The sequence below is a fragment of the Streptomyces sp. TSRI0107 genome (genome assembly GCF_001905845.1).
Classification (GTDB): domain Bacteria; phylum Actinomycetota; class Actinomycetes; order Streptomycetales; family Streptomycetaceae; genus Streptomyces.
Window position 1 is genome coordinate 240,270 of the sequence record NZ_LIVZ01000013.1, and the last position, 23,116, is coordinate 263,385.

At 71.4% G+C, this 23,116-nt stretch carries 18 protein-coding genes; 14 read left to right on the forward strand and 4 right to left on the reverse strand.

Annotated features, from left to right (window positions below; translation table 11 throughout):
- The first annotated feature begins 57 nt into the window (after positions 1–57).
- The 6 genes from AMK31_RS31865 to AMK31_RS31890 all read left to right on the forward strand — a co-directional run bounded on the left by AMK31_RS31865 (position 58) and on the right by AMK31_RS31890 (position 8,733).
- Positions 58–1,215 (forward strand): acyl-CoA dehydrogenase family protein, encoded by a 1,158-nt coding sequence (locus AMK31_RS31865; protein ID WP_073944168.1) that lies wholly within the window; start codon positions 58–60, stop codon positions 1,213–1,215.
- 39 nt (positions 1,216–1,254) lie between these two features.
- Entirely contained in the window at positions 1,255–2,016 is a 762-nt protein-coding gene (locus AMK31_RS31870) for an SDR family NAD(P)-dependent oxidoreductase (protein ID WP_073944169.1), read from the forward strand.
- A gap of 87 nt (positions 2,017–2,103) precedes the next feature.
- The gene (locus tag AMK31_RS31875; RefSeq protein WP_073944170.1) at positions 2,104–2,901 is read left to right on the forward strand and encodes a response regulator transcription factor; all 798 of its coding nucleotides are present in this window, start codon (positions 2,104–2,106) and stop codon (positions 2,899–2,901) included.
- Between the two features lie 115 nt (positions 2,902–3,016).
- Positions 3,017–4,183, forward strand: a complete 1,167-nt coding sequence (locus AMK31_RS31880; protein WP_073944171.1) for a TetR/AcrR family transcriptional regulator — start codon at positions 3,017–3,019, stop codon at positions 4,181–4,183.
- Between the two features lie 96 nt (positions 4,184–4,279).
- A complete protein-coding gene (locus tag AMK31_RS31885) occupies positions 4,280–5,761 on the forward strand; it encodes a carboxylesterase/lipase family protein (RefSeq protein WP_073944172.1) in 1,482 nt (493 codons plus the stop codon).
- Positions 5,762–5,895: 134 nt separating this feature from the next.
- Positions 5,896–8,733 (forward strand): AfsR/SARP family transcriptional regulator, encoded by a 2,838-nt coding sequence (locus tag AMK31_RS31890; protein WP_073944173.1) that lies wholly within the window; start codon positions 5,896–5,898, stop codon positions 8,731–8,733.
- 31 nt (positions 8,734–8,764) lie between these two features.
- Here the strand turns inward: AMK31_RS31890 and AMK31_RS31895 are convergent, their stop codons facing one another.
- From AMK31_RS31895 to AMK31_RS31910, 4 genes are all read right to left on the reverse strand, one after another.
- Entirely contained in the window at positions 8,765–9,112 is a 348-nt protein-coding gene (locus tag AMK31_RS31895) for a hypothetical protein (protein WP_143204280.1), read from the reverse strand.
- A gap of 183 nt (positions 9,113–9,295) precedes the next feature.
- Positions 9,296–9,952: a hypothetical protein gene (locus AMK31_RS31900; protein WP_079187009.1), complete on the reverse strand. Its 657-nt coding sequence runs from the start codon at positions 9,950–9,952 to the stop codon at positions 9,296–9,298.
- On the reverse strand, positions 9,949–10,263 hold the full coding sequence (locus AMK31_RS31905) for a hypothetical protein (RefSeq protein WP_073944176.1): 315 nt from the start codon (positions 10,261–10,263) through the stop codon (positions 9,949–9,951). The genes AMK31_RS31900 and AMK31_RS31905 overlap by 4 nt, the downstream gene beginning before the upstream one ends.
- Positions 10,264–10,300: 37 nt before the next feature.
- Positions 10,301–13,771, reverse strand: a complete 3,471-nt coding sequence (locus AMK31_RS31910) for a CHAT domain-containing protein (RefSeq protein ID WP_073944177.1) — start codon at positions 13,769–13,771, stop codon at positions 10,301–10,303.
- Positions 13,772–14,022: 251 nt separating this feature from the next.
- Between AMK31_RS31910 and AMK31_RS31915 the strand changes: the two genes are divergently transcribed.
- The 8 genes from AMK31_RS31915 to AMK31_RS31945 all read left to right on the forward strand — a co-directional run bounded on the left by AMK31_RS31915 (position 14,023) and on the right by AMK31_RS31945 (position 22,899).
- Positions 14,023–16,923 (forward strand): AfsR/SARP family transcriptional regulator, encoded by a 2,901-nt coding sequence (locus tag AMK31_RS31915; RefSeq protein ID WP_073944178.1) that lies wholly within the window; start codon positions 14,023–14,025, stop codon positions 16,921–16,923.
- A 299-nt stretch (positions 16,924–17,222) separates the two neighbouring features.
- Positions 17,223–17,471, forward strand: a complete 249-nt coding sequence (gene tgmA / locus AMK31_RS31920) for a putative ATP-grasp-modified RiPP (RefSeq protein ID WP_073944179.1) — start codon at positions 17,223–17,225, stop codon at positions 17,469–17,471.
- The gene (tgmB, locus tag AMK31_RS31925; protein ID WP_073944180.1) at positions 17,471–18,439 is read left to right on the forward strand and encodes an ATP-grasp ribosomal peptide maturase; all 969 of its coding nucleotides are present in this window, start codon (positions 17,471–17,473) and stop codon (positions 18,437–18,439) included. The genes tgmA and tgmB overlap by 1 nt, the downstream gene beginning before the upstream one ends.
- A 172-nt stretch (positions 18,440–18,611) precedes the next feature.
- A complete protein-coding gene (locus tag AMK31_RS31930; protein ID WP_073944181.1) occupies positions 18,612–19,277 on the forward strand; it encodes a hypothetical protein in 666 nt (221 codons plus the stop codon).
- Between the two features lie 296 nt (positions 19,278–19,573).
- Entirely contained in the window at positions 19,574–19,714 is a 141-nt protein-coding gene (locus AMK31_RS40780) for a hypothetical protein (protein WP_158074564.1), read from the forward strand.
- 3 nt (positions 19,715–19,717) lie between these two features.
- On the forward strand, positions 19,718–20,668 hold the full coding sequence (locus tag AMK31_RS31935) for a cyclase family protein (protein ID WP_198948607.1): 951 nt from the start codon (positions 19,718–19,720) through the stop codon (positions 20,666–20,668).
- Positions 20,669–20,675: 7 nt separating this feature from the next.
- The gene (locus AMK31_RS31940; RefSeq protein ID WP_338013058.1) at positions 20,676–21,326 is read left to right on the forward strand and encodes a gluconokinase; all 651 of its coding nucleotides are present in this window, start codon (positions 20,676–20,678) and stop codon (positions 21,324–21,326) included.
- The gene (locus tag AMK31_RS31945; RefSeq protein ID WP_073944182.1) at positions 21,319–22,899 is read left to right on the forward strand and encodes a GMC oxidoreductase; all 1,581 of its coding nucleotides are present in this window, start codon (positions 21,319–21,321) and stop codon (positions 22,897–22,899) included. The genes AMK31_RS31940 and AMK31_RS31945 overlap by 8 nt, the downstream gene beginning before the upstream one ends.
- The last annotated feature ends 217 nt before the right edge of the window (positions 22,900–23,116 follow it).

Here is a 23,116-nt window from a genome sequence, read left to right on the forward strand (position 1 = left end):
GAGTCCCGAGGCAATGCGGTACTGGCGTACCGCTCGAAGTACCGCTTGGAGTCTGCGATGCCCGTTGACCGCCTTCTGCCCACCTCGGAGGCCGAGGACCTGATCATGCTGACCAGGGAACTCGCCGACAAGGAGCTCGCGCCCAGGGCGGACGATCACGAGAAGGGCGAGATCTATCCGGAAGGCCTCTTCGCCACCCTCGGCCGAGCCGGACTGCTGGGACTTCCGTACCCCGAGGCGTTCGGCGGCGGCGACCAGCCCTATGAGGTCTACCTCCAGGTCCTGGAAGAGCTCGCCGCCCGGTGGGCGGCCGTCGCCGTGGCCACCAGCGTGCACACCCTCGCCTGCCACCCGCTCAACGCCTTCGGCACCGACGCGCAGAAGGAGCGCTGGCTGCCGGCCATGCTCGCCGGCGAGGCCATCGGCGGCTACAGCCTCTCCGAGCCCCAAGCCGGTTCCGACGCCGCCGCGCTGACGTGCAAGGCGGAGCCGGTCACGGGCGCGGGCGGCGAACTGACCGGCTACCGGATCACCGGCAACAAGGCCTGGATCACGCACGGCGGGAAGGCCGACTTCTACAGCCTGTTCACCCGCACCGCGCCGGGCAGCCGCGGCATCTCCTGCTTCCTGGTGCCGGGTGCGGTGGAAGGCCTCAGCTTCGGCAAACCGGAGGAGAAGATGGGACTGCAGGCAGTCCCGACCACCTCGGCCATGTGGGACGGTGCCGTCATCGACGCGGACCGCCTGATCGGCACGGAGGGGCAGGGCCTGCAGATCGCGTTCAGCGCGCTCGACAGCGGCCGCCTCGGCATCGCGGCCTGCGCCACCGGGCTCGCCCAGGCCGCGCTGGACGTGGCCGTCGGCTACGCCAACGAGCGAACCGCCTTCGGCCGGAGAATCGTCGACCACCAGGGCCTCGGCTTCCTCCTGGCGGACATGGCCGCCGCCGTCGACTCGGCCCGCGCGACCTACCTCGACGCCGCCCGCCGCCGCGACCTCGGCCGGCCCTTCGGCCGCCAGGCGAGCGTCGCGAAGCTGATCGCGACGGACGCCGCGATGAAGGTCACCACCGACGCGGTCCAGGTGCTCGGCGGCTACGGGTACACCCGTGACTTCCCGGTCGAGCGCTACATGCGTGAGGCGAAGATCATGCAGATCTTCGAGGGGACCAACCAGATCCAGCGGCTCGTGATCAGCCGCGAGCTGGCCCAGTGACCACAGACTGATCGACAGTTCCCAACCACGAGGAGCTCCATGGACATCGCCGGATCCGCCGCACTGGTCACCGGTGCCGCGTCAGGACTGGGTGCGGCGACGGCGTCCGCGCTGGCCGCGCGCGGCGCGACTGTCTACGGCCTGGACCTGGACAAGGCCGTGGCCGCTGCCGGTCCGCAGCCCGACGGCGTCACCCTGATCGCCGCGGACGTCACCGAGGAAGTGCCGGTCCGCGACGCGCTCGCCCGCGTCCACGACGACGGCGCGCGGCTGCGGCTCGCGGTCAACTGCGCCGGGATCGCCCCCTCCGCCCGCGTCCTCGGCCGTGGCGGCCCGCACGATCTGGACCTCTTCCACACCGTGCTCAAGGTCAACCTGCTGGGTGCCTTCAACGTGATGCGGCTCGCCGCCGAGGCGATCGCCCGGCAGGAGCCGGACGCCGACGGCCAGCGCGGACTGATCGTCAACACCGCGTCCATAGCCGCGTTCGAGGCTCAAACGGGCCAGACCGCCTACGCCGCCTCCAAGGCCGGCGTGGCAGGCATGACCATCACCGCCGCCCGCGACCTGGCCCAGCACGGCATCCGCGTGGTGACCATCGCACCCGGCATCGTGGACACCCCGATGATGGCCGGCTTCAGCGCCGAGGTCCGCGCCGGCCTCGGCGCGAGCGTGCCCTTTCCGCAGCGCCTGGGCCGCCCGGACGAGTTCGCCCGCCTGGTCACCATGGTGGCCGAGCACGACTACCTCAACGGCGAGACGATCCGGATGGACGGCGCCTTGCGCATGAGGAGCCGGTAGGGGCCGAGCACGGCTCCCCCCTGGCACAGCGAGCAGGTTTTCGCTGAAGCGGTCTGAGACCGTCCATGACCTGAGAAGAGACCGTCGATGCACGACCCGACACCCAACCCCCTCGACGACCTCCCGCATGCGACACCGCCCGCACCCCTGCGCGTCGTCGTGGCGGACGACAACCCGGTCGTCCGCGCCGGGCTGGGGGCCCTGCTCGCCGACCGGGCGGACATCACGGTCGTCGCGGAGGGCGTGGACGGCCGCTCCGCCTGGGAGGCCACCCGCGAACACCGCCCCGACGTGGTCCTGCTCGACATCCGCATGCCCGGCATGGACGGCATCTCCGCACTTCCCTACCTGGTACCGCTGGCCCCGGTCCTGATGCTCACCTACAGCCACGAGCCCGAAACGGTCCAAGAGGCCCTGCACCGCGGCGCGCGCGGCTACTTGGTCTACGGCGAGTTCACCACCGACCAGCTGGTGACGGCGATTCGGGACACCAAGGGGAGCAAGGCCCACCTCACGCCGACGGCGGCAGGGGCACTGCTGGCCCAGCTGCGCCGGGGTCGGGCCCAAGGCTTCGAGCAGGACCGGGGGCAGGCGCCGGGACCGGCGACGGGCCCACGACCAGGAGGACCGCACGATTCGAGAATCCGCCACCAGGCCGTCGACAGATGGAGATTCGAACTCAGCAGGAGGGAGGCCGAGATCATGGACCTCATCGCGTCCGGCATGACCAATCAGCAGATCGCCGCCACCTGCTTCATAGCGGAGAAAACCGTCAAGAACCACATCAACCACATCTTCGCCAAACTGCACAGCACCAGACGGTCCGAGGCCGTCGCGAAGTGGCTGGGCATGGCCCCCGACCCGGCGTCACGATGGCCGAGGTGACCCGAGACGGCACTCGCGGAGAGGAAGGATCCGCGATGAACGGCGACGTCAGCCCTGCCGGCCCGGCTTCACCCCGGCCCGCCGACGTCGTGTTAATCAGGAGTAGCCTACGCGGGTGAGTACACGTCCGGCCAAGCGGCCCGCCAACCGTAAAGCCGAGATCCTGCGCGTCGCCGCGGCGCAGTTCCAGGAGCGGGGATTTCACGCGGTGGCGCTCGGCGACATCGCGGGTGCGGTGGGGATCTCGGCGCCCGCACTCTACCGGCACTTCCGAGGCAAGCACGACCTCCTGGCGGCTGCGGTGGCCGACGGATTCGCCGTGATGGACGCGGCCGTCCGGGACGCCGAGTCGCTCGACGCGGCAGTGCGAGCGATGGCCGAGCTGTCCGTCGAGCGGCGGGAGTTGGGGGTTCTGTGGCAGCGGGAGGTACGGCACCTCCCGGAGCCTGTTCGTGCCGAGATGCTGCAGCGGTTCAGAGGCCTGGCCGTACGGCTGCAGGGGTTGATCTCGGACCGCCGCGGCGACCTCGACGCCTCGGACGTGAGCCTGCTGAACTGGGCGATGCTTGCCGTGCTCGGCAGCCCGTCGCACTCCAGGGCCGGTGTGAGTGACGGCCGGCTCGTCGAGCTCTTGGAGGGCGCCGCGCGGACGCTGCTCGCGGCACGCCTGCCCGCGCACTGCGGCGATCCGGGCGGGCGGGGTGCGGCGGCCCTGGGTGTTGCTTCCGCGTCTCGCCGGGAGTCGCTGGTGGCCGCGGCGACCCGGCTCTTCGGGCGGCAGGGGTTTCACGAGGTCGGACTGGGAGAGATCGGCGCCGCGGCCGGGATCGCCGGGCCGAGCGTGTACAAGCACTTCGCGAGCAAGAGCGATCTGCTGTACGCCGCGCTCAACCGGGGCGCCCAGGCGCTGCAACTGGCCCTGGCCGAGGCCCGGACGTCCTCCGACACACCGGAGGAGGCCCTGACTTCGTTGCTGCGCGCCTATGTGGGCTTGGTACAGACCCACAAGGACCTCTTCATGGCGCTGGTGACCGAGGTGATCCACCTCCCGGACGAGCAGCGGCACGACGTGCGCCGAACGCAGCATGACCACGTCATGGAGTGGGTGCGACTGCTGCGGGCCTGTCGTCCCGAACTTTCCCAGGCCGAGGCCCAGGTGCTGGTCCACGCCGTCCTGGCCATGGTCAACGATGTCCAGCGCACGAGGCACCTGCGGAGCCGGCCGCGGCTCGCGGACGAGTTGTTCGAGCTGGGCCGAGCGGTACTGCTCCCCGCACGTTAACCGGCATTGCCGTCGCACAGTCCTTGACAGTACTGCCGTGCACCCCCGTAAGTTAATGGCCATTAGCCAATTGGTCATGCTTTAGGAGAGCAGTACATGCACGTTGAGACACGTCTTCGGGCCGGCAGAGTCCGGGGGCTGGCCAAGGACGGTCACGCGGTCTTCCGCGGCATCCCGTACGCGCAGCCTCCCGTCGGCCCGCTGCGTTTCGAGGTTCCGCAGCCCGCACTTCCGTGGGACGGCGTCAGGGACGCGACCGTCCCCGGGCCCGGATGCCGGCAACCCACCGCACCGGCTGACTCCCTGGCCCGCCACTACGGCCCGGCCACCACGGGCGGTGACTGTCTGACGCTCGACGTCTGGACCCCCGACCCGAGTGGCGCGGTGACCGGTCTGCCGGTGATGGTGTGGATACACGGCGGCGGGTACGCGACCGGCGCCGGATCCGCTCCGATCCACGAGGGCTCCTCGTACGCCCGCGACGGCGTGGTCTATGTGGCGATCAACTACCGCCTCAACGTGGAGGGTTTCCTTCCGGTCGCCGACCGTCCGACCAACCTGGGACTGCGTGATCAGGTGGCCGCCTTGGTCTGGGTGCGCGAGAACATCGCCGCGTTCGGCGGCGACCCGGACAACGTCACGGTGTTCGGCCAGTCCGCCGGCGCTGTCAGCGTGATGAACCTGCTCGCGATGCCCTCCGCGCGGGGCCTGTTCCGGCGGGCCATCGCGCAGAGCGGCTGCTCGATGGCGGCCGTGCCGCTCGCCCGGGCCCGCCAGGCGACCGACCGTCTGGCCCAGCTCCTGGGGGTGCCGGCGACGGTGGACGGATTCGCCGGTGTCGATCCCGTCACGACACAGGCAGCGGTGATGCGGTTCCTCTTCGAGTTCAACGACGTGGACAAGTGGGGTGCCGAGTCGTTCCTGGTCAGCCCCTACCGGGCGGTGATCGACGGGGACTCCCTGCCGCAGGACGTACCGACCTCGCTGGCCGCGGGCGCATCCGCCGACGTCGAGCTGATGGCCGGCACCACGCGGGACGAGACCACGGGCTTCCTGGCGATACTCGGCCGACTCCACCTCGACGAGCGCTTCGCCGGGCAGGCCCTGGACGCCTTCGGTCTGACCCATGACGATCTCGACGTCTACCGCAAGGCATCCCGCCCCGACGCAGACCTGCCCGAGCTGATCCAGGCGGCCTGGACCGACTACGCCTTCCGCATCCCGACGCTGCGCCTTCTGGAAGCCCACCAGGGGCAGCACCACGCCTACGAGTTCCACTGGCAGAGCCCCGCACTGCCGGCCGGCTGGGGCGCCGACCACGCGCTGGAAGTGCCCTTCGTGCACGACAATCTGGCGAAGTTCCCCAGGGAGTCGGGCCTGCTCGGCGAAGACCCGCCGCAGCACCTGGCCACGGCCATGCACAAGGCGTGGATCTCCTTCGCCCACGGCCGCGGCCCCGGATGGGAGCCCTACGACACGAAGGACCGCGTGACCATGCGCTTCGATGCCGAGAACAGCGGCCCGGTGCCGGATCTGGCCGGTGCGGAGCGGCAGCTGTGGCAGGGCAAGAGGTCCTGACCGGGCCACCGCCCTCGGAGCGGCAGTCGCCCTGATCGCTGGTTTTCGGACGACTCCAGCCGAATCCTCCTGGCACGCGAAACGGCCCGCCACACTCGACAGGTGCCGCATCGCATGGTTCGAGGGGAGACGAGATGACCGTGTTCTTCACCCTGCTGGGCGACATCGGCATGCGGGTGGCGACACGGTCGGTGAACCTCGGCCCGGCGCTGCAACGAGCCGTGCTGGCCGCACTGCTCGTGGACGCCCCGCACGCCGTGCCCGTGGACCGGCTGGCCGAGCGCGTCTGGGGAGAGCGGCTGCCCGCCCGCTTCCGCGAGTCGCTGTACAGCTACCTGTCCCGCCTGAGAACGGCCCTGTCCTCCGCGGACGAAGCGACGCGGATCATCCGGGAACCGGGAGGCTACCGGCTCATCGTGAACCCGGACGCGGTCGACCTGCACCGGTTCCGCGCACTCGTCGCGGCAGCCCGCGCCGAACAGCACGATGACACCACCGCCGACCTGTTCGCACAGGCGTTGAGGCTGTGGCGCTCCGAGCCCTTCGCCACCATGGACACACCATGGTTCAACGCCCTGCGCGACTCCCTCGGCCAGGAGCGGATCGCGGCGGAACTGGACCGCAACGAGACCGAGTTACGCCGTGGCCGACACGCACAGATCCTCCCCGAACTGCACCGCCGGGCCGAGGAGCAGCCACTCGACGAGCGGCTGGCCGGCCAGCTCATGCTGACGCTGTACCGCTGCGGCCGTACCGCCGAAGCACTGGACCGCTACGAGACCATCCGCGTGCGCCTCGCCGAGGACCTCGGCATCGACCCCGGCGCGCCGCTGCGACGGCTGCACCAGCAGATCCTGACCGCTCACCCCTCCCTGGACCACCCGGTGCCGCGCCCGGACACCGCCGACGTACTCGTGCCGCGTCAACTCCCCGCTCCGGCCGGCATGTTCACCAGTCGCGGCCATGAGCTGGAGCGGCTCGACCGCGCCCTGGGGGAGCAGCGGAACGGCGGCATGGTGGTGATCTCCGCGATCGGGGGGATCGGCGGCGTCGGAAAGAGCTGGCTGGCACTGCGGTGGGCCCACCAGAACGCCGGGCTCTTCCCCGACGGCCAGCTCTACGTCAATCTCCGCGGCTTCGACCCGGCGTCGGCCCCCATGGCGCCGGCGGCCGCGGCACGCCGGTTCCTCGACGCCCTGGGCGTCGACCCCAACACCGTTCCGGCCGACCCGGAAGCCCTGTTCGGCCTCTACCGCAGCCTCCTCGCGAGCAAGTCCCTCCTGATCGTCCTCGACGACGCCCGCGACGCCGACCAGGTCCGGCCGCTGCTGCCGGGCAGTCCCTCGTGCACCGTACTGGTGACCAGCCGCAACAACCTCGCCTCGCTGGTCACCACGCACGGCGCCCAACTGCTCCGCCTCACCGTCTTCGACCCGCCCGAAGCCCGGGCCCTCCTCGCCCGCCGCCTCGGCGCCGACCGGATCGCGGCAGAACCAGGGCCGGTCGCGACGCTCATCGAGTGCTGCGCCGGTCTTCCGCTGGCCCTGGGCATCGTGGCCGCGCGGGCGGCGGCACACCCCGACTTCCCGCTCGCCGTGCTGGCCGACGAACTGCGCGAGACCACCGGCCGCCTCGACGCCCTCGAAGCCGGCGATCTCACCGCGAGCCTGCGCGGTGTGTTCGCCACCTCGTACCAGGCTCTCACTCCCGAGGCCCGACGGCTGTTCACGCTGCTGGGTCCCGCGCCCGGCCCGGACGTCGGCCTCGCCGCCGCGGCGAGCCTCGCCGGGCTACCGCCGGCCCGCACCCGTGCGCTGCTGGCCGAGCTGGAGACCGCACACCTGGTCGAGCAGCACCGCCCCGGCCGGTACCGGATGCATGACCTGCTCCGGCTCTACGCGACCGAGATCAGCGACGGCGAACCGGCCGAAGCCGGTGCGGCGCTGGACCGGGTGACCGACTTCTACCTCCACACCGCCTTCGCCGCGAACCGTGCGCTCGACGGCCCGGACACACCGTTCCGCCCCCGCCTCGCCCCACCGGTCCCCGGCTGCACTCCGCTGGAGGCGGCGGACGGCAGCACCGCACTGGAGTGGTTCACCGCCGAGCACCCCTGCCTGCTCGCCGCCCAGGACACCGCGCTGGCCCGGGGCAGACACGATGTCGTGTGGCAGCTGGCCTGGACACTGATCTCCTTCCACCTGGGCGGGCACCACCTGGAGGAGTACCACTCGCTGTGGCACACGGCCCTGACCGCCGTGGCACACCACGACGACCAGGGACCGCGGATCCTCACCCACTGGCGGTACGGCCACGCCCGCGCGCTGAAAGGCGAGTTCACCGACGCGCTGAACCACCTCGAAGCCGCGCTCAGCCTGGCCGAGGACAGTGCGGACACCGCGGCCCAGGCGCACATCAACCGCACCCTGGGCTGGGTATGGGAGCAGAAAGGAGACTGCCACCACGCCCTCGACCACGCCGTGCGCGCCCTCGACCTGTACCTGACCCTGGACAACACCGCCTGGCAAGCCAACCAACTCAACGCGGTGGGCTGGCTGCACGCACAACTGGGCCAGTACGACGAGGCACAGTCCCACTGTGCGGAGGCCTTGGCGCTGTTCCGTAAGTCGGGCCGGTCAGGAGCCGAGGCCTCCACCCTGGACAGCCTCGGCTACGTGGCTCACCTGACCGGGCAGTGGGAGAGCGCCCTGGGCCACTACGAGCAGGCCCTCGACCTCTTCCGCTCCATCGGCGACGCGTACAACGAGGCCGACACCATGGCCCATCTCGGCGACACCCACGACGCCATGGGTCACTCGGGCCCGGCACGCACCGCCTGGAGGCAGGCGCTCGGCCTCTACCGCGCCCAGAACCGTGCGGGCGGCGCCGAGCGGATGGAACAACTCCTGGCGGAAGAGGAAGAGGAAGAGACGGTGGCGGAGGCGGAGGAGGACAGGGCCGCACCCCCGTGACGGCCACGTACGCCGCCTCCGGACCGGTCCGTCAGCGGGCTCGCCAGTACTCGTAGCCCACGTCGCTGGTCAGACCGCCCTTGCCCGCGCAGTAGGCGTAGGACCAGACATTGGTCGCCCACTTCGTGTCGCCGTACACGGTCTGGCCGTTGCGGCACACGGCCGTCGCACGGAACTTGTAGTTGCCGTTGCCGCTGCACTTGACACCGAAGGTGTTGCCCTGCGGGTCCAGCCACACATCGGCCGGGCAGTCCAGCGCCGCCACCCCCTTGGCGGAGGCGGGCTCCGGCGAGGGTGCGGCGGCGGCCGGCAGTACCGCCGCACCCAGCAGCACCGCGGAAGCGCCGGCCAGTCCGACCAGCATTCGACGTGCAGGCATGCGTCAACTCCTCGTCTCGGGATGCGGGCCCCGAATGCTCCCCATCCGGGCCCCTTCATCTGCCTGCCACCAAGGTCTCCGACGCGCCGTGGCCAAACCTTGGACAGACCTTGGCCCGCCGGACCTCCGATCCGAAGCTTCAGTGGGTTTCGCTGCCGTCGGGCCGTGCGCGGGCGTCTCCGCCTACCCGGTCGCCGCGGGCGCGGGCGCGGGGCAGGACGTGACCGGCGTGACGGAGTCGGCCTGGGCCAGGTCCACCGTCGTGGCGACGCCGTCGACCTTCAGCACGACCGTTCCCCGGCGGGCCGAGACCACCTCGCCGCACAGGGATGTCGCGCCCTGCCGGACCATCAGCCCCGGCGGACCCTTCGGCGGGGCGTACCAGGTCACGCCGACCGCGGACACGAGCAGTGCCGTGCACAGGCAGGTCAGCGCGATCCCCGCGCGCAGGATGCGGGCACTGGCCAGTGCCTCGTCGTGGTCCTCGACCTCGAGCGGCCGCCCGCTCGCCTCATCGGCCTCCGACAGCCACCGGGCGTACGGCCGTCCGTGCGCCGCACGCAGCAGGCAGAGCGCGCCGGCGCCGCCCACGCCCAGAGCCGCCAGCAGCAGCAATCCGGCTACCGTGGACCAGCCGGGGGCGAGCTGCCCGACGTCGCTGCGGCCCTTGATCAGGCTGAACCCGACGAGTCCGGCCAGGATCGCGCCGAGCCCGTTGCGCCAGGCCACGGCGACCTCACGTACGCGCTCCAGCTCCCGCCCCAGGGCCCGCCGCACCGCCCTGGCCCGCCGGAGCTGGGCGGCGCTGGGCGTGGGGCCGGGCAGCAGGCCGCCGCTCACCCACCCGCTCCCGCCGGGAGCGTCAGACTCCAGAAGGCACCGCATCCGGACGTGCCGTCCGGGGAGCCTTCGTAGACCGCCTCGGCCGTGCAGAACATCACGACCGGACGACCGGGTGCGGGATCCGCGCCGGTGCCGTCCCGGAACAGCTCCTTCACCAGCATGAAGTCCATCTCCTGGCCGCAGCGCGGGCACGGCCCGGACAGCACCAGCGCCGAGCCGAAGTCCTCCAGGGTGAAGGTGTCCGCGGCGCGCTGCGCGAACTCCGGATCGGTGCCGTGCTGGTAGCGCGGGGACGGTGGTGTGCTCATCGGTGCTCTCCCGTGGGTGCTGTCCAGGGTGCCCGGGTCAGGGACTCGTGCCGGCACGGCCTGTACCGGTGCCGACATGGCCTGTATAGGTGAAGGCCCCCCAGTCGGAGAGCGATTCGAAGGGGCGGGCGGGGGCCGGCGGGGGAGGAGTGGGCGGTGCTGTGGTGGCACCCGGCCCGCGCAGCACGCGCAGCCGCTTGGCCAGCGTGCCGTGCGGCAGGTCCCGTAGCCCTGTCTGGGCCGCGCGCAGCGCCTCCGCAGGCGGTGCCCCGTCGGCCCAGCGGCCCACGAAGTCGGTCATCACCAGGCAGGCGGCGAGGTCGTTGACCGGCCAGGCCGCCGACACCACGCCCCGGGCACCCGCCCCGATGAGCGTGCCCGGCAGGCCGACCACTTCATCGGGCAGCTCCCGCCCCGCCACCGAGGTGGCGCAGGCGGACAGGATCACCAGGTCGAGTGCGCCGCGCAGGTCCAGCAGGTCCCTGACGGCGAGGCGCGCGCCGCCGCCGAGGACGAGTGCGGAGGAGAGGGGATCGGCGGGGTCGGCCTCGGCGTGGCAGGCGAAGTGGGCGACGCCGCCCCCGTCCCGCAGCCAGCCCAGCACCCGCTCGGGCGTGGCTTCCTCGTCCACCAGCAGCAGGGACTCGGCGAACCGGCCGGCGGCGGCCCGTACCTCCCGCTCGGCGAAGGAGAGTTCGCGCAGACCCGTGCCGCGGCCCACTGCCACTCCCAGGTACCGGCCCGCCCGGGCGGGTGCGCCGGCAGGCAGTACGCGCAGGCAGGGGGCGAAGCCGACCGCGTGGCCGTCGAGGAGGAAGCGGGGCGGCCGGCCGGCGCCGGGCGCGGCGTACGCCGTCTGCCACGGCAGGTGCACCAGCTCGCCCACCGGAATCAGGGTCACCGGCGTGCCCTGTTCGGGCACCACCTCGGACAGGACGTGCTGCCAGGCCCACTGTGCGAACGGGTCGAGCCGCGTGATGTCGTTCCATGACCCGTCCTGCCAGGGGGCGAGTGGGGGCGACCCCAGGCCGTCCAGGGCCGTGGCCCGCACGGTCGAGCCCGCCACCGTGAAGGCCACACCCGAGTCGGGGCCCGGAACCAGATAGACGACCGTGCCGCCCTCGGTACGCGCGTCGTCCGTTCCGACCGTGCCGGCAGCGTCCGTCGAGGACGGGTACTGCTGAGCCGGTTCGGCCGCCGTCTCCCGCAGCCGCAGACGCTCGGCCAGCAGCAGCGCGCGGGTGCGCTCCAGACGGGAGACCGCGCCCGCCGCGTCGCCGGACCGCCAGGCCGCCAAGGCCACCGCCGCGGGCAGCCCGCGCGAGGTGCGCAGCCAGGTCTCCTTCGCCGCGCGCTGCCCCTGCTCGGCCACCAGCCGTCCCACCGCCTGCTCGGCGAGGTCGAAGGCGGCCACGGCCTGCGGAAACCGCTCCAGCCGAGACTGCCACAGGCCCCACTCCATGGCGCCTTCCGCCGCCGCGGCCGGATACCGTTCGCGGGCCGCCTCGTAGCCCTGCCGGTAGAGTTCCTCGGCCTCGCGCAGCAGTTCGTGGTCCCCGGTCAGCGCATGGCGCAGACGGGTCAGTCCGGCCAGTACGAACACCGCCGACACCCACACCCGCGACACCGGGCCGGCCTCGGCGCGAGCCGCCTCGGCATGGCCTGTCGCCTCCTCGGCCAGCGCGACCGAGCCGGTGCGCTCCGCCTGCGCGCCCAGCGCGAGAGCCAGTCCGATACGGGCGTTCACCTCAGGACCCGCCTCCGGCCCGTACCGGGCGAGAGCCTCCCGCTGAGCGGCCACCGCGCGGGCCAGGTCCCGCGGATCGTCGGTGGCCTCATAGCGCGCCTGGTGGGCATGGCCGAGATTGCTCAGGACAGCCCGGTGTTCGACCGGTTCCGCCGGCAGCGCGGCAGCGGCCGTCAACCGCTCCACAGCCTCGTCCAGGTCGGCGGCCGTGCCACGCCGCTCGTACCGCTGGTGCAGGGCCACCGCCAGCCCGCTGTGGGCGGTGACGCTGTGCGGCGACCCCGGGTGCCGCCGGTCGACGGCCTCCTGCCACAGCTCGATGGCCTCGTCCAGATCGCTCATCCAGCCGCGGGCGAGGAACCGTTCGTACAGACCCGCCGCGAGATTCCCGGCCGTCCGGGGCCGGTCGGGGAGCCCGCCCGGATCGGCCAGCGCCCGGCGCAGCAGGTCCACGCCCTGCTCAAGGGCCGCCGGCTCGGAGGTGAGGCCCGCGAGCCGCACAAGGGCACTGCCCCACGCGTCGCGGAAGGAGGCGACCAGCAGGCCGCCTCCGGCCGGAAGATGCGACGCCGCCGCCTCCAGCTTGCGGCAGGCCTGCTCCAGTTCCGCCGTACCGCCGCCCCCGCCCTGTGTCTGGCGGGCGATCCGCGCCTCGGCTGCGGCGGCGATGGCCGCGACGTACAGCGGCGACCCCGGCTGCACGCCGACGGCCGCCTCCTCGGCTGCCTCGACGGCGCGGTCGAGGAGGTCCAGCCCGTCGGCGGCACGGGCGGCGGCTTCCCTGAGTACGACGGCGAGGTTGAGCTGGGCTCCGGCACGCGCGGCGGAACCCCGCCGCAGCCCTTCCACAGCCCGTTCGAGTGCCGTACGGGCGTGCGCCAGGTCGTCGGGGGTACCCCGCAGGCGGTACCGCTCGAAGAGGGCGATGCCCAGGTTCACCGAGCGAGCCGCCGGACTCTCCGACTGGGCGAGCGGCGCCGTGGGGTCGAGCAGCCGGATCACCTCGTCGAGGTCCTCCACCGACTTCGACCACAGTGCCCGTACGAGCAGGGTGCGGGCGAGTCCCTTCTCGGGAGCGGCGCGGAAGGCGGGGTCGTCCCCGGCAAGGTCCAGCGCCTGGCGAGCACGGTCCAGGGCCTGCGCCAGCAGGTGTTCGTCGTGGCCCAGCTCGGCCTGTTCGCGCAGACATTCGCCCAGCAGGTCGACGGCGGAGATCCAGGCGTGGAGTTCCTCCGGGTGACCGTCCCCCGGCGGAGGCGGCGGCTCGCCCGCTGCGTCGAGCTCCCTCTCCAGCAGGCCCCTGGCCGTCTCCAGATCGGCAGGGTCCCCGACGGCGGTGAAACGGTCGGCCAGACATCGCCCCAGGTGCGCCGCGGCCATGAGACGCGGCCAGGTGCCTTCGGTGGCTACGGCCAGCACCGAGCGGAAGAGGCCGATCGCCTCCTGGACGTCGTCGAGGTCCCCCCGTTCGGTGAACCGGGAGTGGAGGGCGACACCGAGACGGAACTCGGCGTCGGGCCGGTCGTCGCTGCCGTCGTCGAGCTCCGTCACGGCGGCGCCGAAGTGGAGCACGGTGCCGTCCAGATCACCCAGCCGCTCGCAGACCGCACCCACCATCGCGTACCACAACTGCCGTTCCAGCGGCCCGAGATCGTGCGGCGGCCCCTGCGCGGCCCTGTCCCGCACCGGACCCAGGACCTGCTCGACAAGCTCCGGTGGCGGCACCCGCAGCTCCATCAGTTCCGCCAGCGACAACGGCACTTGGCCCCCCTGCGACGTCCGCACTTCGCCCCGGCTCCGTGGCGTGATCCTACGGTAGCGGCGAGTCGTCGACATCCGGATCGGCTCGGCTCGGCGACGAGCTGAGCGCGGCCGGACAGGCGCAGGCGCGCCGCCGCGGGCGCGTCCGATTGCAGCCCATCTCCCCGGGACATGGGAGGGCGTGGACGTACACTCTCCGCGTGCCATCGAAGGGGCAGTTGTCAACGGGCGTCAATCGGTTCCGATTTGCTGTGCTCGGTCCGCTTCGGGCCTGGCGCGGTGACGTGCAGGTGGACCTCGGACCGGTTCGGCAGCAGGCGCTGCTGACGGCGCTGCTGCTGCGGCCGGGGACGACCGTCAGCCGGCAGCAGCTGCTCGACGGGGTATGGGGTCCGGAGCCGCCAGGCAGCGGTGCCAAGGTGATTCCGGTCTATGTGCACCAGCTGCGCAGACGTCTGGACCTTGAGGGAGCGAGCCCTTCCGGCTCCCTGATCCTGACCGACCGGGGTGGCTACCGCTTCGATCCGCGCGACGTCCAGACGGACCTGGCTCGGCTGAGGGAGATCGCCGTCGAGGCGCACGCCGCGCGGGATTCCGGTGACCTGACCGCCGCGGTGAGCGCGTGGTCCACTGCTCTGGACATGTTCCACGGCGAACCCCTGGCCGGGATTCCCGGGCCGTTCGCCGAGGCCGAGCGCCTACGGCTGTCGGAATACAGGCTCGCGTTGGTGCAGGACAAGGTGGAGTGCCAGCTGCGACTTGGCCGCCACGCCGAGGTCGTCGGAGAGCTGTTCGCCCTGTCCGAGACCCATCCGCACAACGAGTCCCTGGCCGCCCTGTTGATGCGTGCCCTCTGGGCCGGCAACCGGCAGGCCGATGCGCTGTCCGTCTTCACGAAGGTGCGCCGCCGCCTGGTGGAGGAACAGGGGACGGAGCCGGGCGATGCACTGCGGCGGGTCCACGAGGCGGTGCTGCGCGCCGATGAAACCCTCCTCATCGGCACTTCGCCGAGGACACGCCCACCGACGGACCAGGGGCCCACAGCCGTTCGCCCACGCCGGCGCGTGCGTGACGAACTGCCGGTCGACATCAGTGGTTTCACCGGACGGGACCACGAACTGGGTGTGCTCCTCGGGCCGACCGACGGACAGGCGGTGACGGTCCGTGCGGTGGACGGTATGGCCGGGGTCGGCAAGAGCGCGCTGGTGGTGCGTGCCGCGCGAGCCATGCGAGACCGGTTTCCGGACGGCTGCTTGTTCGCGGACCTCCGAGGTCACCGCGAGGGGCGGGAAGCAGCGGACCCGCAGCGTGTGCTGCGCCGACTGCTGCGGGCAGTCGGCGAGTTCGGTGAAGGCGACGACGACCGGGCAGACGACCTTGACGGCCTGGCGGCGTCATGGAGAGCGGCGACCGCGGCCCTCCGGCTGGTCCTGGTGGTCGATGACGCATCCGCCGCAGGACAGGTGCTCCCCCTGCTGCCCGCCGGTCCCGGCAGCCTCGTGCTGGTGACCAGCCGCCATCGGCTGGCCGGGCTGGACGCCGACCGAAGAATCTCGCTGGCCCCGCTCGACATGGACGAGGCGGTGGCCCTGCTGACCCACACGGTCGGCGGTCCGAGCTCCGATCCGGAGCGTGCGGCGGTGCGCGAGCTGGCCCGTCTCTGCGACCGGCTGCCGCTGGCGCTGCGTGTCGTCGGGGCTCGGATGCAGAGCCGTCCGGTCTGGGCCTTGCAGCGCATGGCGGCCCGGTTGGCCGACGACGAACACCGCCTCGGTGAGCTCGCCGTTGACGGCCGCAGCGTGGAGGGGGCCTTCCGGGTCTCCTACGAGCAGCTTCCGGAGGCGGAGCGACGGGCGTTCCGCGTGCTGGGCCTCTCGCCGACCGTGGAGTTCGACCGGCTGGCAGTGGCCGCCATGCTGGGCATCACGCCGTCCGACGCCGAGCGGGTCCTGGAAAGTCTGGTCGAGGCGAGCCTCGTCCAGCAGGCCGTCACGGGCCGCTACCGCCTGCACGACCTGGTCGCGGTCTACGCCCGGCGCGTCGCCGCCGCGTACCCCGCGGAAGTCGCGGCGGCCCGGACCGGTGTGTTCCGGCTTTACGTGGTCGCCGCCCGCCGCGCGAGCGACTGGGGCCCCTTCGCCTTCCCGACCGGCCCGCAAGCGGACACCGCGCCTTTCGCCGACTGGGAGGAGGCGTCGGCGTGGCTGGACGCGGTGGGCGGCGAACTGGTCGACGTGGTCGCCCAAGCGGCAGCCGTGGGCCACGTGGACGACGCCGGCCGGCTCGCCGAGGGACTGTGTGACTACCTCACCCGGCAAGGCCGGTACCACGAGTGCCGGGCCGCCGCCGAGACCGTGCTGCCGCTCACGGACCAGGCTGCCGACCGGCGAATGCCCTCCGCACTGCGCACCTGCCTGGGCATCGCGTACGGGCTTCAGGGCCACTACGAGCAGGCGCGCCGCCGGCTGAGTGATGCCTTGGAGATCAGCCGCCGAACCGGAGATGTGATCGAGCAGGCCCGGGCTCTGGGCTCCCTCGGGATTTTCGCGAACGCGGCGGGGGAACCGGCCGAGGCCGCCGTGCTCCTGTCCGAATCCGCGGGCCTCGCTCAGGGTGCGGAGGACGACTGGTTCATGATGATGTACCTGGCCAACGTCGGCGCCATCCACCATCAGGTGGGACGGCACGAGAGGGCGCAGGAGTGCTATGAGGCGTCGGTACGGCTAGCCGAGAGGATCGGCAGGCCCAGGATTCTGAGCAAGACGCTCTTCCGCATGGGGACGCTCCAACTCGACCGCGGCCGGTACCCGGAGGCTGCCGACGCGCTGAGCAGGGCCGCCGGACTCGCCGAGCGCGTGGGTGACATCCCGCTGTACGCCGCGGTCCTCGGCAGGCTCGCCACCGCCGAGGAGTGCCTGGGCAACGCGGCCGCGGCGGCGGAGTTCCACTCCCGGGCACTCACGGCGGTCGGCGAGCGGCCCGGCGCCAGGCTGAAGGCCGAGATCCGCAACCGGTTGGGCTGGCACCAGGCCGAGACGGAAGACATCGTGCAGGCACGCGACCGGTTCGAGCGGGCCGTCGCCAGCTCCCGTTCCCGTTCCCGCTCCCGTTCCGCATCCGCTTCCGCATCCGCATCCGGAGAGTCCGCGTAGACAGGCGGACGTGCGCCGCTGCGGTGGTCGGCTCCTCCCGGGACCGCCGTATCCGACCGCCGAACCAGGATTTCATCCTCTTTTGAACGCCCCTCGCCAGGATGAACACATCTCCAGAGCGACCCGCAACGAAGAGGACCGGCATGGGGCTGCTACACGCGTGGAATCGATCGGCTGGGGGTGTGTCAGCGTGCAGCCGTTCCTCGCGTCGGTGCACATCGCTTTCATCCGGAGCGCGTGAGGACGGCGACGCCCATACCCGCATCCGTACGAACAGTGGAAAGTGAGGGAGTGGAACGATGGACACACGAAACCCCGGCGCGCCCTGGGGCACCACCCGCATGGCTCCGTACGCCGAGACCGGCGCGGCTCCCCTGCGCATCCCGGTGATCGACCCGGAAACCCAGATCACCGGCTTCGTCGACGAACACGGCCGTACGACCGAACTGCACAACCACCACACCGGCAGCAGCACGTCGAGCTCCACGAGTACGGGCTACGCCGACAGCTACGACTCCGACGACTCGTCGGACTCCGACCACGACTGATGACGGCAGGACCGAGCGGGTCGGTGCTGGTGCTGACCAACCCTCATGACGTGACAACCGACGTGGTACTGCGGATCCTCGCGGAGCGCCAGGTCCCGGTGGTCCGTCTCGACCCCGGCACCGACCTGCACGCAGGCGCCTCGCTGACCGCTGCGTACCGCACGGGCGATCAGCGTGGCACCCTGCGCACGCCGAGCCGCGAGCTCGACCTCACCGAAGTGCGCTCCGTGTGGACACGTCGTCCGTCACCCTTCGACGGCCCGCCCGAACTGGACGGGCAAGAGCGCCGGTTCGCGGCCTCGCAATCCCGATGGGGCGTCGGCGGCATCCTCGCGTCGCTCCCCGGAGCCCACTACGTCAACCACCCATGGAGCAACCGGGCGGCGGAGCACAAGCCGGCCCAACTCGCCGCCGCACAGCGCAGTGGTCTATCGGTCCCCAGTACGCTGATCACCAGCGACCTCGAGCAGGCACGGACCTTCGCCTCAGAGCAGACCGGCGGAGTGGTCTACAAGCCGCTCTGGAACACCCCCTACGCGATTGACGGCCAAGCACAGCAGGTGTGGGTACGCGAGGTGCTCCCGCACGAGATAACCGCCACGGTGGCCCTCTGCCCGCACCTGTTCCAAGCCAAGGTGGCGAAGGCGTTCGACGTACGTGTCACGGCTGTCGGCAACCGGCTGTTCGCGGTCCGGATAGACAGTCCCGATCTCGACTGGCGGCAACGGCAATCCCTGATGGAGTGCACACCGATCGCCGTCCCCGACCGGGTCGGGCGTTCGGTGTCCGCCTACCTCGGCATCTTCCGACTCGCCTTCGGCGCGTTCGACTTCGCCGTCACGCCGGCCGGCGACTGGTACTTCCTCGAGTGCAATCCCAACGGACAGTGGGCCTGGCAACCCGAACCGGTCACCGACGCGATCGCCCATGCCATCGCCGACCAACTTCAGAAGGGCGCCGACGAGTGAGCGGGCCCGCCCCCGGTCAAGCGGAGCCGAGAGCTCGGGGGAGCGGTGAGGGACGGGGAGACAACTGACCCCGAACCGCGGCAGTTGCCACACAAACAAGCGACCCAAGAACCCTGGACCGCGTCCGCGAGATCGCGGCTGCCGTGCTCCACTCCGGCGACGGCGGGCAGCAGTGACTGCCGCAGACTCCGTATCGCCGATCCCGGTCGCGCCCGCCGGCCTGAGTCGCAGAGCCCAGAGGTTCGTCGAGATGGACGGCATCCGTGTCGGCCGGCAGGACATCCGCCGACACCGCGATACGTGGATCGGGCAGGGCATCCCCGCTGCGGCGACCGACCGGGCCGTCGCCTTCCAGGACCGCTGGGGCGGCCTCGCCCTGCCGCCGGCCCCGTTCTACGAAGGCGGCCCACGCATCCTGGACGCCGACTGTCCCGAAGGGTCGCAAGCACAGGGGTGGTCGTATCCGGCGGGGAGCGGCCGGGTCTCCATGGCCTACGGATTCATGATCGGCCCCGACGGGGCGTTCGGGATCGACGCCTACCGCTGGACGCCCCTGCATGCCGGCACAGAAGGGTGGGTGGAGTCCTTGGCGCTCGCCGCCCATGCCCGTCGCTGGGCCAAGACCGTCACAAGGATCACGGGCAAGGCCGTCGAGGCATTGGACCTCAAGGGCTACGAGCCGGTGTCCGAAGTGCAGGGGGTGACCGACAGTTGGTGGCGGGGCAAGGACTCGCTCATCGCCCTGTACAGAGGCGAGGCCGTGGCCCTTGACGCACCACGATGCCTTGAGGCTCACATCTACGGCGGTCTCGACGAGTGGGGTCTGCACGGCGGCTGACTGTCGGGCGGACCCGCCGGATCTACTTGGCCGTGAGGGCCAACCACCACGCTCGCCGATCCGTAATGCGCCGAGCAGGTCGGGCAGGGGCAGCGCCGCCCCGTCGACGCCGGGGATCCGGGCAGCGACATACCTATGCGCCCGCAGGGTAGAGGGCACCGCGTTAGCAGCGTCGTACGCGCGTTCGTATGCCGGTGCTGTGGTGCTGTCGGGAGCCCGACCGCCACGATGTGGCAGGGGTGACCTTGGTGGCCGATAGTGAAGGAAAGGGCTTCTGTCGTTCGTTCGGAGCAGCCATGGACCGCTATCCCCCGACCGCCGATCACGGCCGCGTCGGCGATCCGCAGACGGCGTTCACACATCTGACCCAGATCATGGCTGCCACCACCCTCCACGACGCCCGCTACGACGCCCTCGACGCAGAGAACTGGCGCTGACCCATGGCGGCGCACGCGCGTACGACGGCACAACCTCGGCTGACCGCCGACGAGTTCGGCTCGCTGTACCGGCGCATGAGGTCGCGGTCGTCCTGGGCCGAGGGTGAACGGGGTGCGCTGGTCGCGCTCACGCCGGACCGCGTGCGGGACGCGGCCCGCGAGGTGCGCACGGGCCGGACGGTCACGCTGTCCGCCCCGGTGGAGACCTCGCCGGCGCCCGACGATCCGGAGCCCGCGACCCACCGGATGACACAGTGGCCCGGACGGTCCGCCGACCACGCGAGCGGACTCGACTTCGCCATGGACAGCTTCGCCATGAACGTGCACGGGGACGCAGACAGCCACATCGACGCCCTGTGTCACGTCATCTACGACGGGACCCTGCACGGGGGCATCCCCGCGAGCACCGTCACCGAGGACGGCGCCGAGGCGCTGGGGATCGAGACGGCCCGCGACGGCATCGTGGGGCGCGGCGTGCTGCTGGACGTCCCACGGTCGCGTGGGGTGCCGTGGCTCGAACCGGGCGATCACGTGAGCGCCGACGACCTGGCCGCGGCCGAGGACGCCCAGGACGTCCGAGTGGGCGAGGGCGACCTGCTGTGCGTTCGCGTCGGCCACCGCCGGCGACGTGCCGAGCTGGGTGCCTGGCGGGTGGCGGAAGCCCGTGCGGGTCTGCATCCGACCGCCCTGGAGTTCCTCGCGGACCGACGGGTCGCCGTGCTCGGCGGCGACGGGAACAACGACACCGCCCCCAGCTGCGTCGACGGCGTCGACTTCCCCGTACATGTGCTGGCGATCCACGCCATGGGACTGCACCTCCTGGACTATCTGCAGTTCGAGGACCTGGCGCGGGTCTGTGAGGAGGAGGGGCGGTGGTCGTTCCTCTGTGTCATCGCCCCCCTGCGGCTGCCGCACGCCACCGGGTCACCGGTCAACCCGATCGCCGTCCTGTGAGATCGCCGTGCGAGCAGCGTCCGGCGTCCCGGTGGTGATCGTGGTCATGGGTGTCTCGGGAGCGGGGAAGACCACCGTCGGCAAGCTGCTCGCGCAGCGACTGGGGCTTCCGTACCTGGAGGCGGACGACCTGCACCCGGCCGCGAACCGCGCCAAGATGGCGTCGGGACATGCCCTCACCGACGAGGACCGCGAACCGTGGCTGAGGGCGCTCGCCGACTGGATCAGGCAGGTGACGGACTCGGGCCGGGGCGGAGTCATGGCGTGCTCGGCCCTCAAGCGCGAGTACCGGGACCTGCTCCGCCAGGCCGGGGCGGGCGTATGGTTCCTGCACCTGGAGCTCGATCCCGCGTCCGCCGCCGAGCGGGTGGACCGACGCGCAGGTCATTTCATGCCGCCTGGTCTGGAGGGCTCCCAGTACGCGACTCTCGAGCCGCTGCGTCCGGACGAGCCGGGGATGACCGTCGACGCGACGGCGGACCCGCGGTCGATCGTCGACGAGGCCGCCCGGGCCGTCCCGGGAAGCGGAACGAACAGGTCTGTGCCGGGCTTGGACCGGGCCGTCGATACGGGGGGCCACGAGAACCTTCGAACCGAGTGTACGAACATGCCAACCGTCCGGCGGGGGGAACTCAGAACGGGTACTGCTCATGGCTGACAGCCGGCACTACGACGTCATCGTCATCGGCACGGGAGCGGGAGGCGGGACGCTGGCCCACCGGCTGGCGGCCACCGGCAAGCGGATCCTGATCCTCGAACGCGGCGGCTACCTGCCGCGAGAGCGGGACAACTGGGAATCCACCGCGGTCTTCGTCAAGGGCAAGTACCGTGCCCCGGAGTTCTGGTACGACAGGCACGGAAACGAGTTCCCCCCGGAGGTCAACTACTACGTCGGCGGGAACACCAAGTTCTACGGCGCCGCGCTCTTCCGGCTCCGCCCCGAGGACTTCGGGGAAGTGCGCCACCACGACGGCATCTCACCGGCCTGGCCGATCCGCTACGAGGATCTGGAGCCCTACTACACCGAGGCCGAGCAGCTGTATCTCGTCCACGGGCGACACGGCGAAGACCCCACCGAGGGCCCGACGAGCGGTCAGTATCCGCATCCGCCCGTCGAGCACGAGCCGCGCATCCAGCAGTTGAGCGACGACCTGGAGAAGCGGGGACTGCACCCCTTCCACCTGCCCATCGGCGTCAACCTCACCCAGGACGAGGACGGCAGGGCCACCCACTCCAGCGTCTGCATCCGGTGCGACCGGGTCGACGGCTTCCCCTGCCTCGTCGACGCCAAGTCCGATGCCCAGGTGATCTGCGTCGACCCCGCGCTGAAGCACGAGAACGTCACCATGGTGACCGGCGCTCACGTGCGCCGCCTGGAGACGGACCCGTCCGGGCGGACCGTCACCGGTGCCGTGGCCGAACTCGGCGACGGGACGACGGAATCGTTCAGCGCGGACATCGTGGTGGTCGCCTGCGGTGCGGTCAACTCGGCCGTCCTGCTGCTGCGTTCGGCCAACGACAAGCATCCCAGAGGCCTGGCCAACAGCTCCGACGTGGTGGGACGCCACTACATGCGGCACAACAACCTGGCCTTGATGGCGGTGTCCAAGGAACCCAACCCGACCAAGTTCCAGAAGACGCTGGCGATGAACGACTGGTACCTGGGTGCCGACGACTGGGACTTCCCGCTGGGCGGCATTCAGATGCTGGGCAAGTCGGACGCCGACCAGATCCACGGCGAGGCGCCGCATTGGGCGGGGATGGTCTCGCCCGACATGCCGTTCGAGATGCTGGCCCACCACGCCGTCGACTTCTGGCTGTGCGGGGAGGACCTGCCACTTCCGGACAGCCGCGTCACCCTCGACGCGGACGACCGCGTCCATCTCGCCCTCGACGAGAAGAACAACATCGCCGGGCTCAAGCGCCTCCGCCACAAGCTCCAGGGAATGCTCGGTCACCTGGGCATGCACGAGCACCATCTGCTGCCGCACAGCCTCTACCTGCACAAAGGCATGCCGATCGGAGCCACGGCGCACCAGGCCGGCACCGTGCGGTTCGGGACGGATCCGGAGAGTTCCGCTCTCGACCCCGACTGCAAGGCCCACGACCTCGACAACCTCTACGTCGTGGACACCAGCTTCTTCCCGAGCATCGGCGCGGTCAACCCGTCGCTGACCGCAATGGCCAACGCCCTGCGGGTCGGCGATCGCATCGCCGCCCGGCTGGGTTGACGGGGCTCGACGCCTCTTGGGCGACCTCGGTCGCGCTCTCGGGCGCGCTCACCCCGCCCCTTACCGCCAGGAGCTTCAGCCACCTGCGCGTGGACGACCACCGGCTGGAACGACTGCCCTGGCGGGCGTCCGTGCGCGACCGACCGGGGGAACGCCCTCGCCCGAGCGGCGCAACCACCGGCAGATCTGGATGCGGCCCCTCGTCGGCGATGGTTGC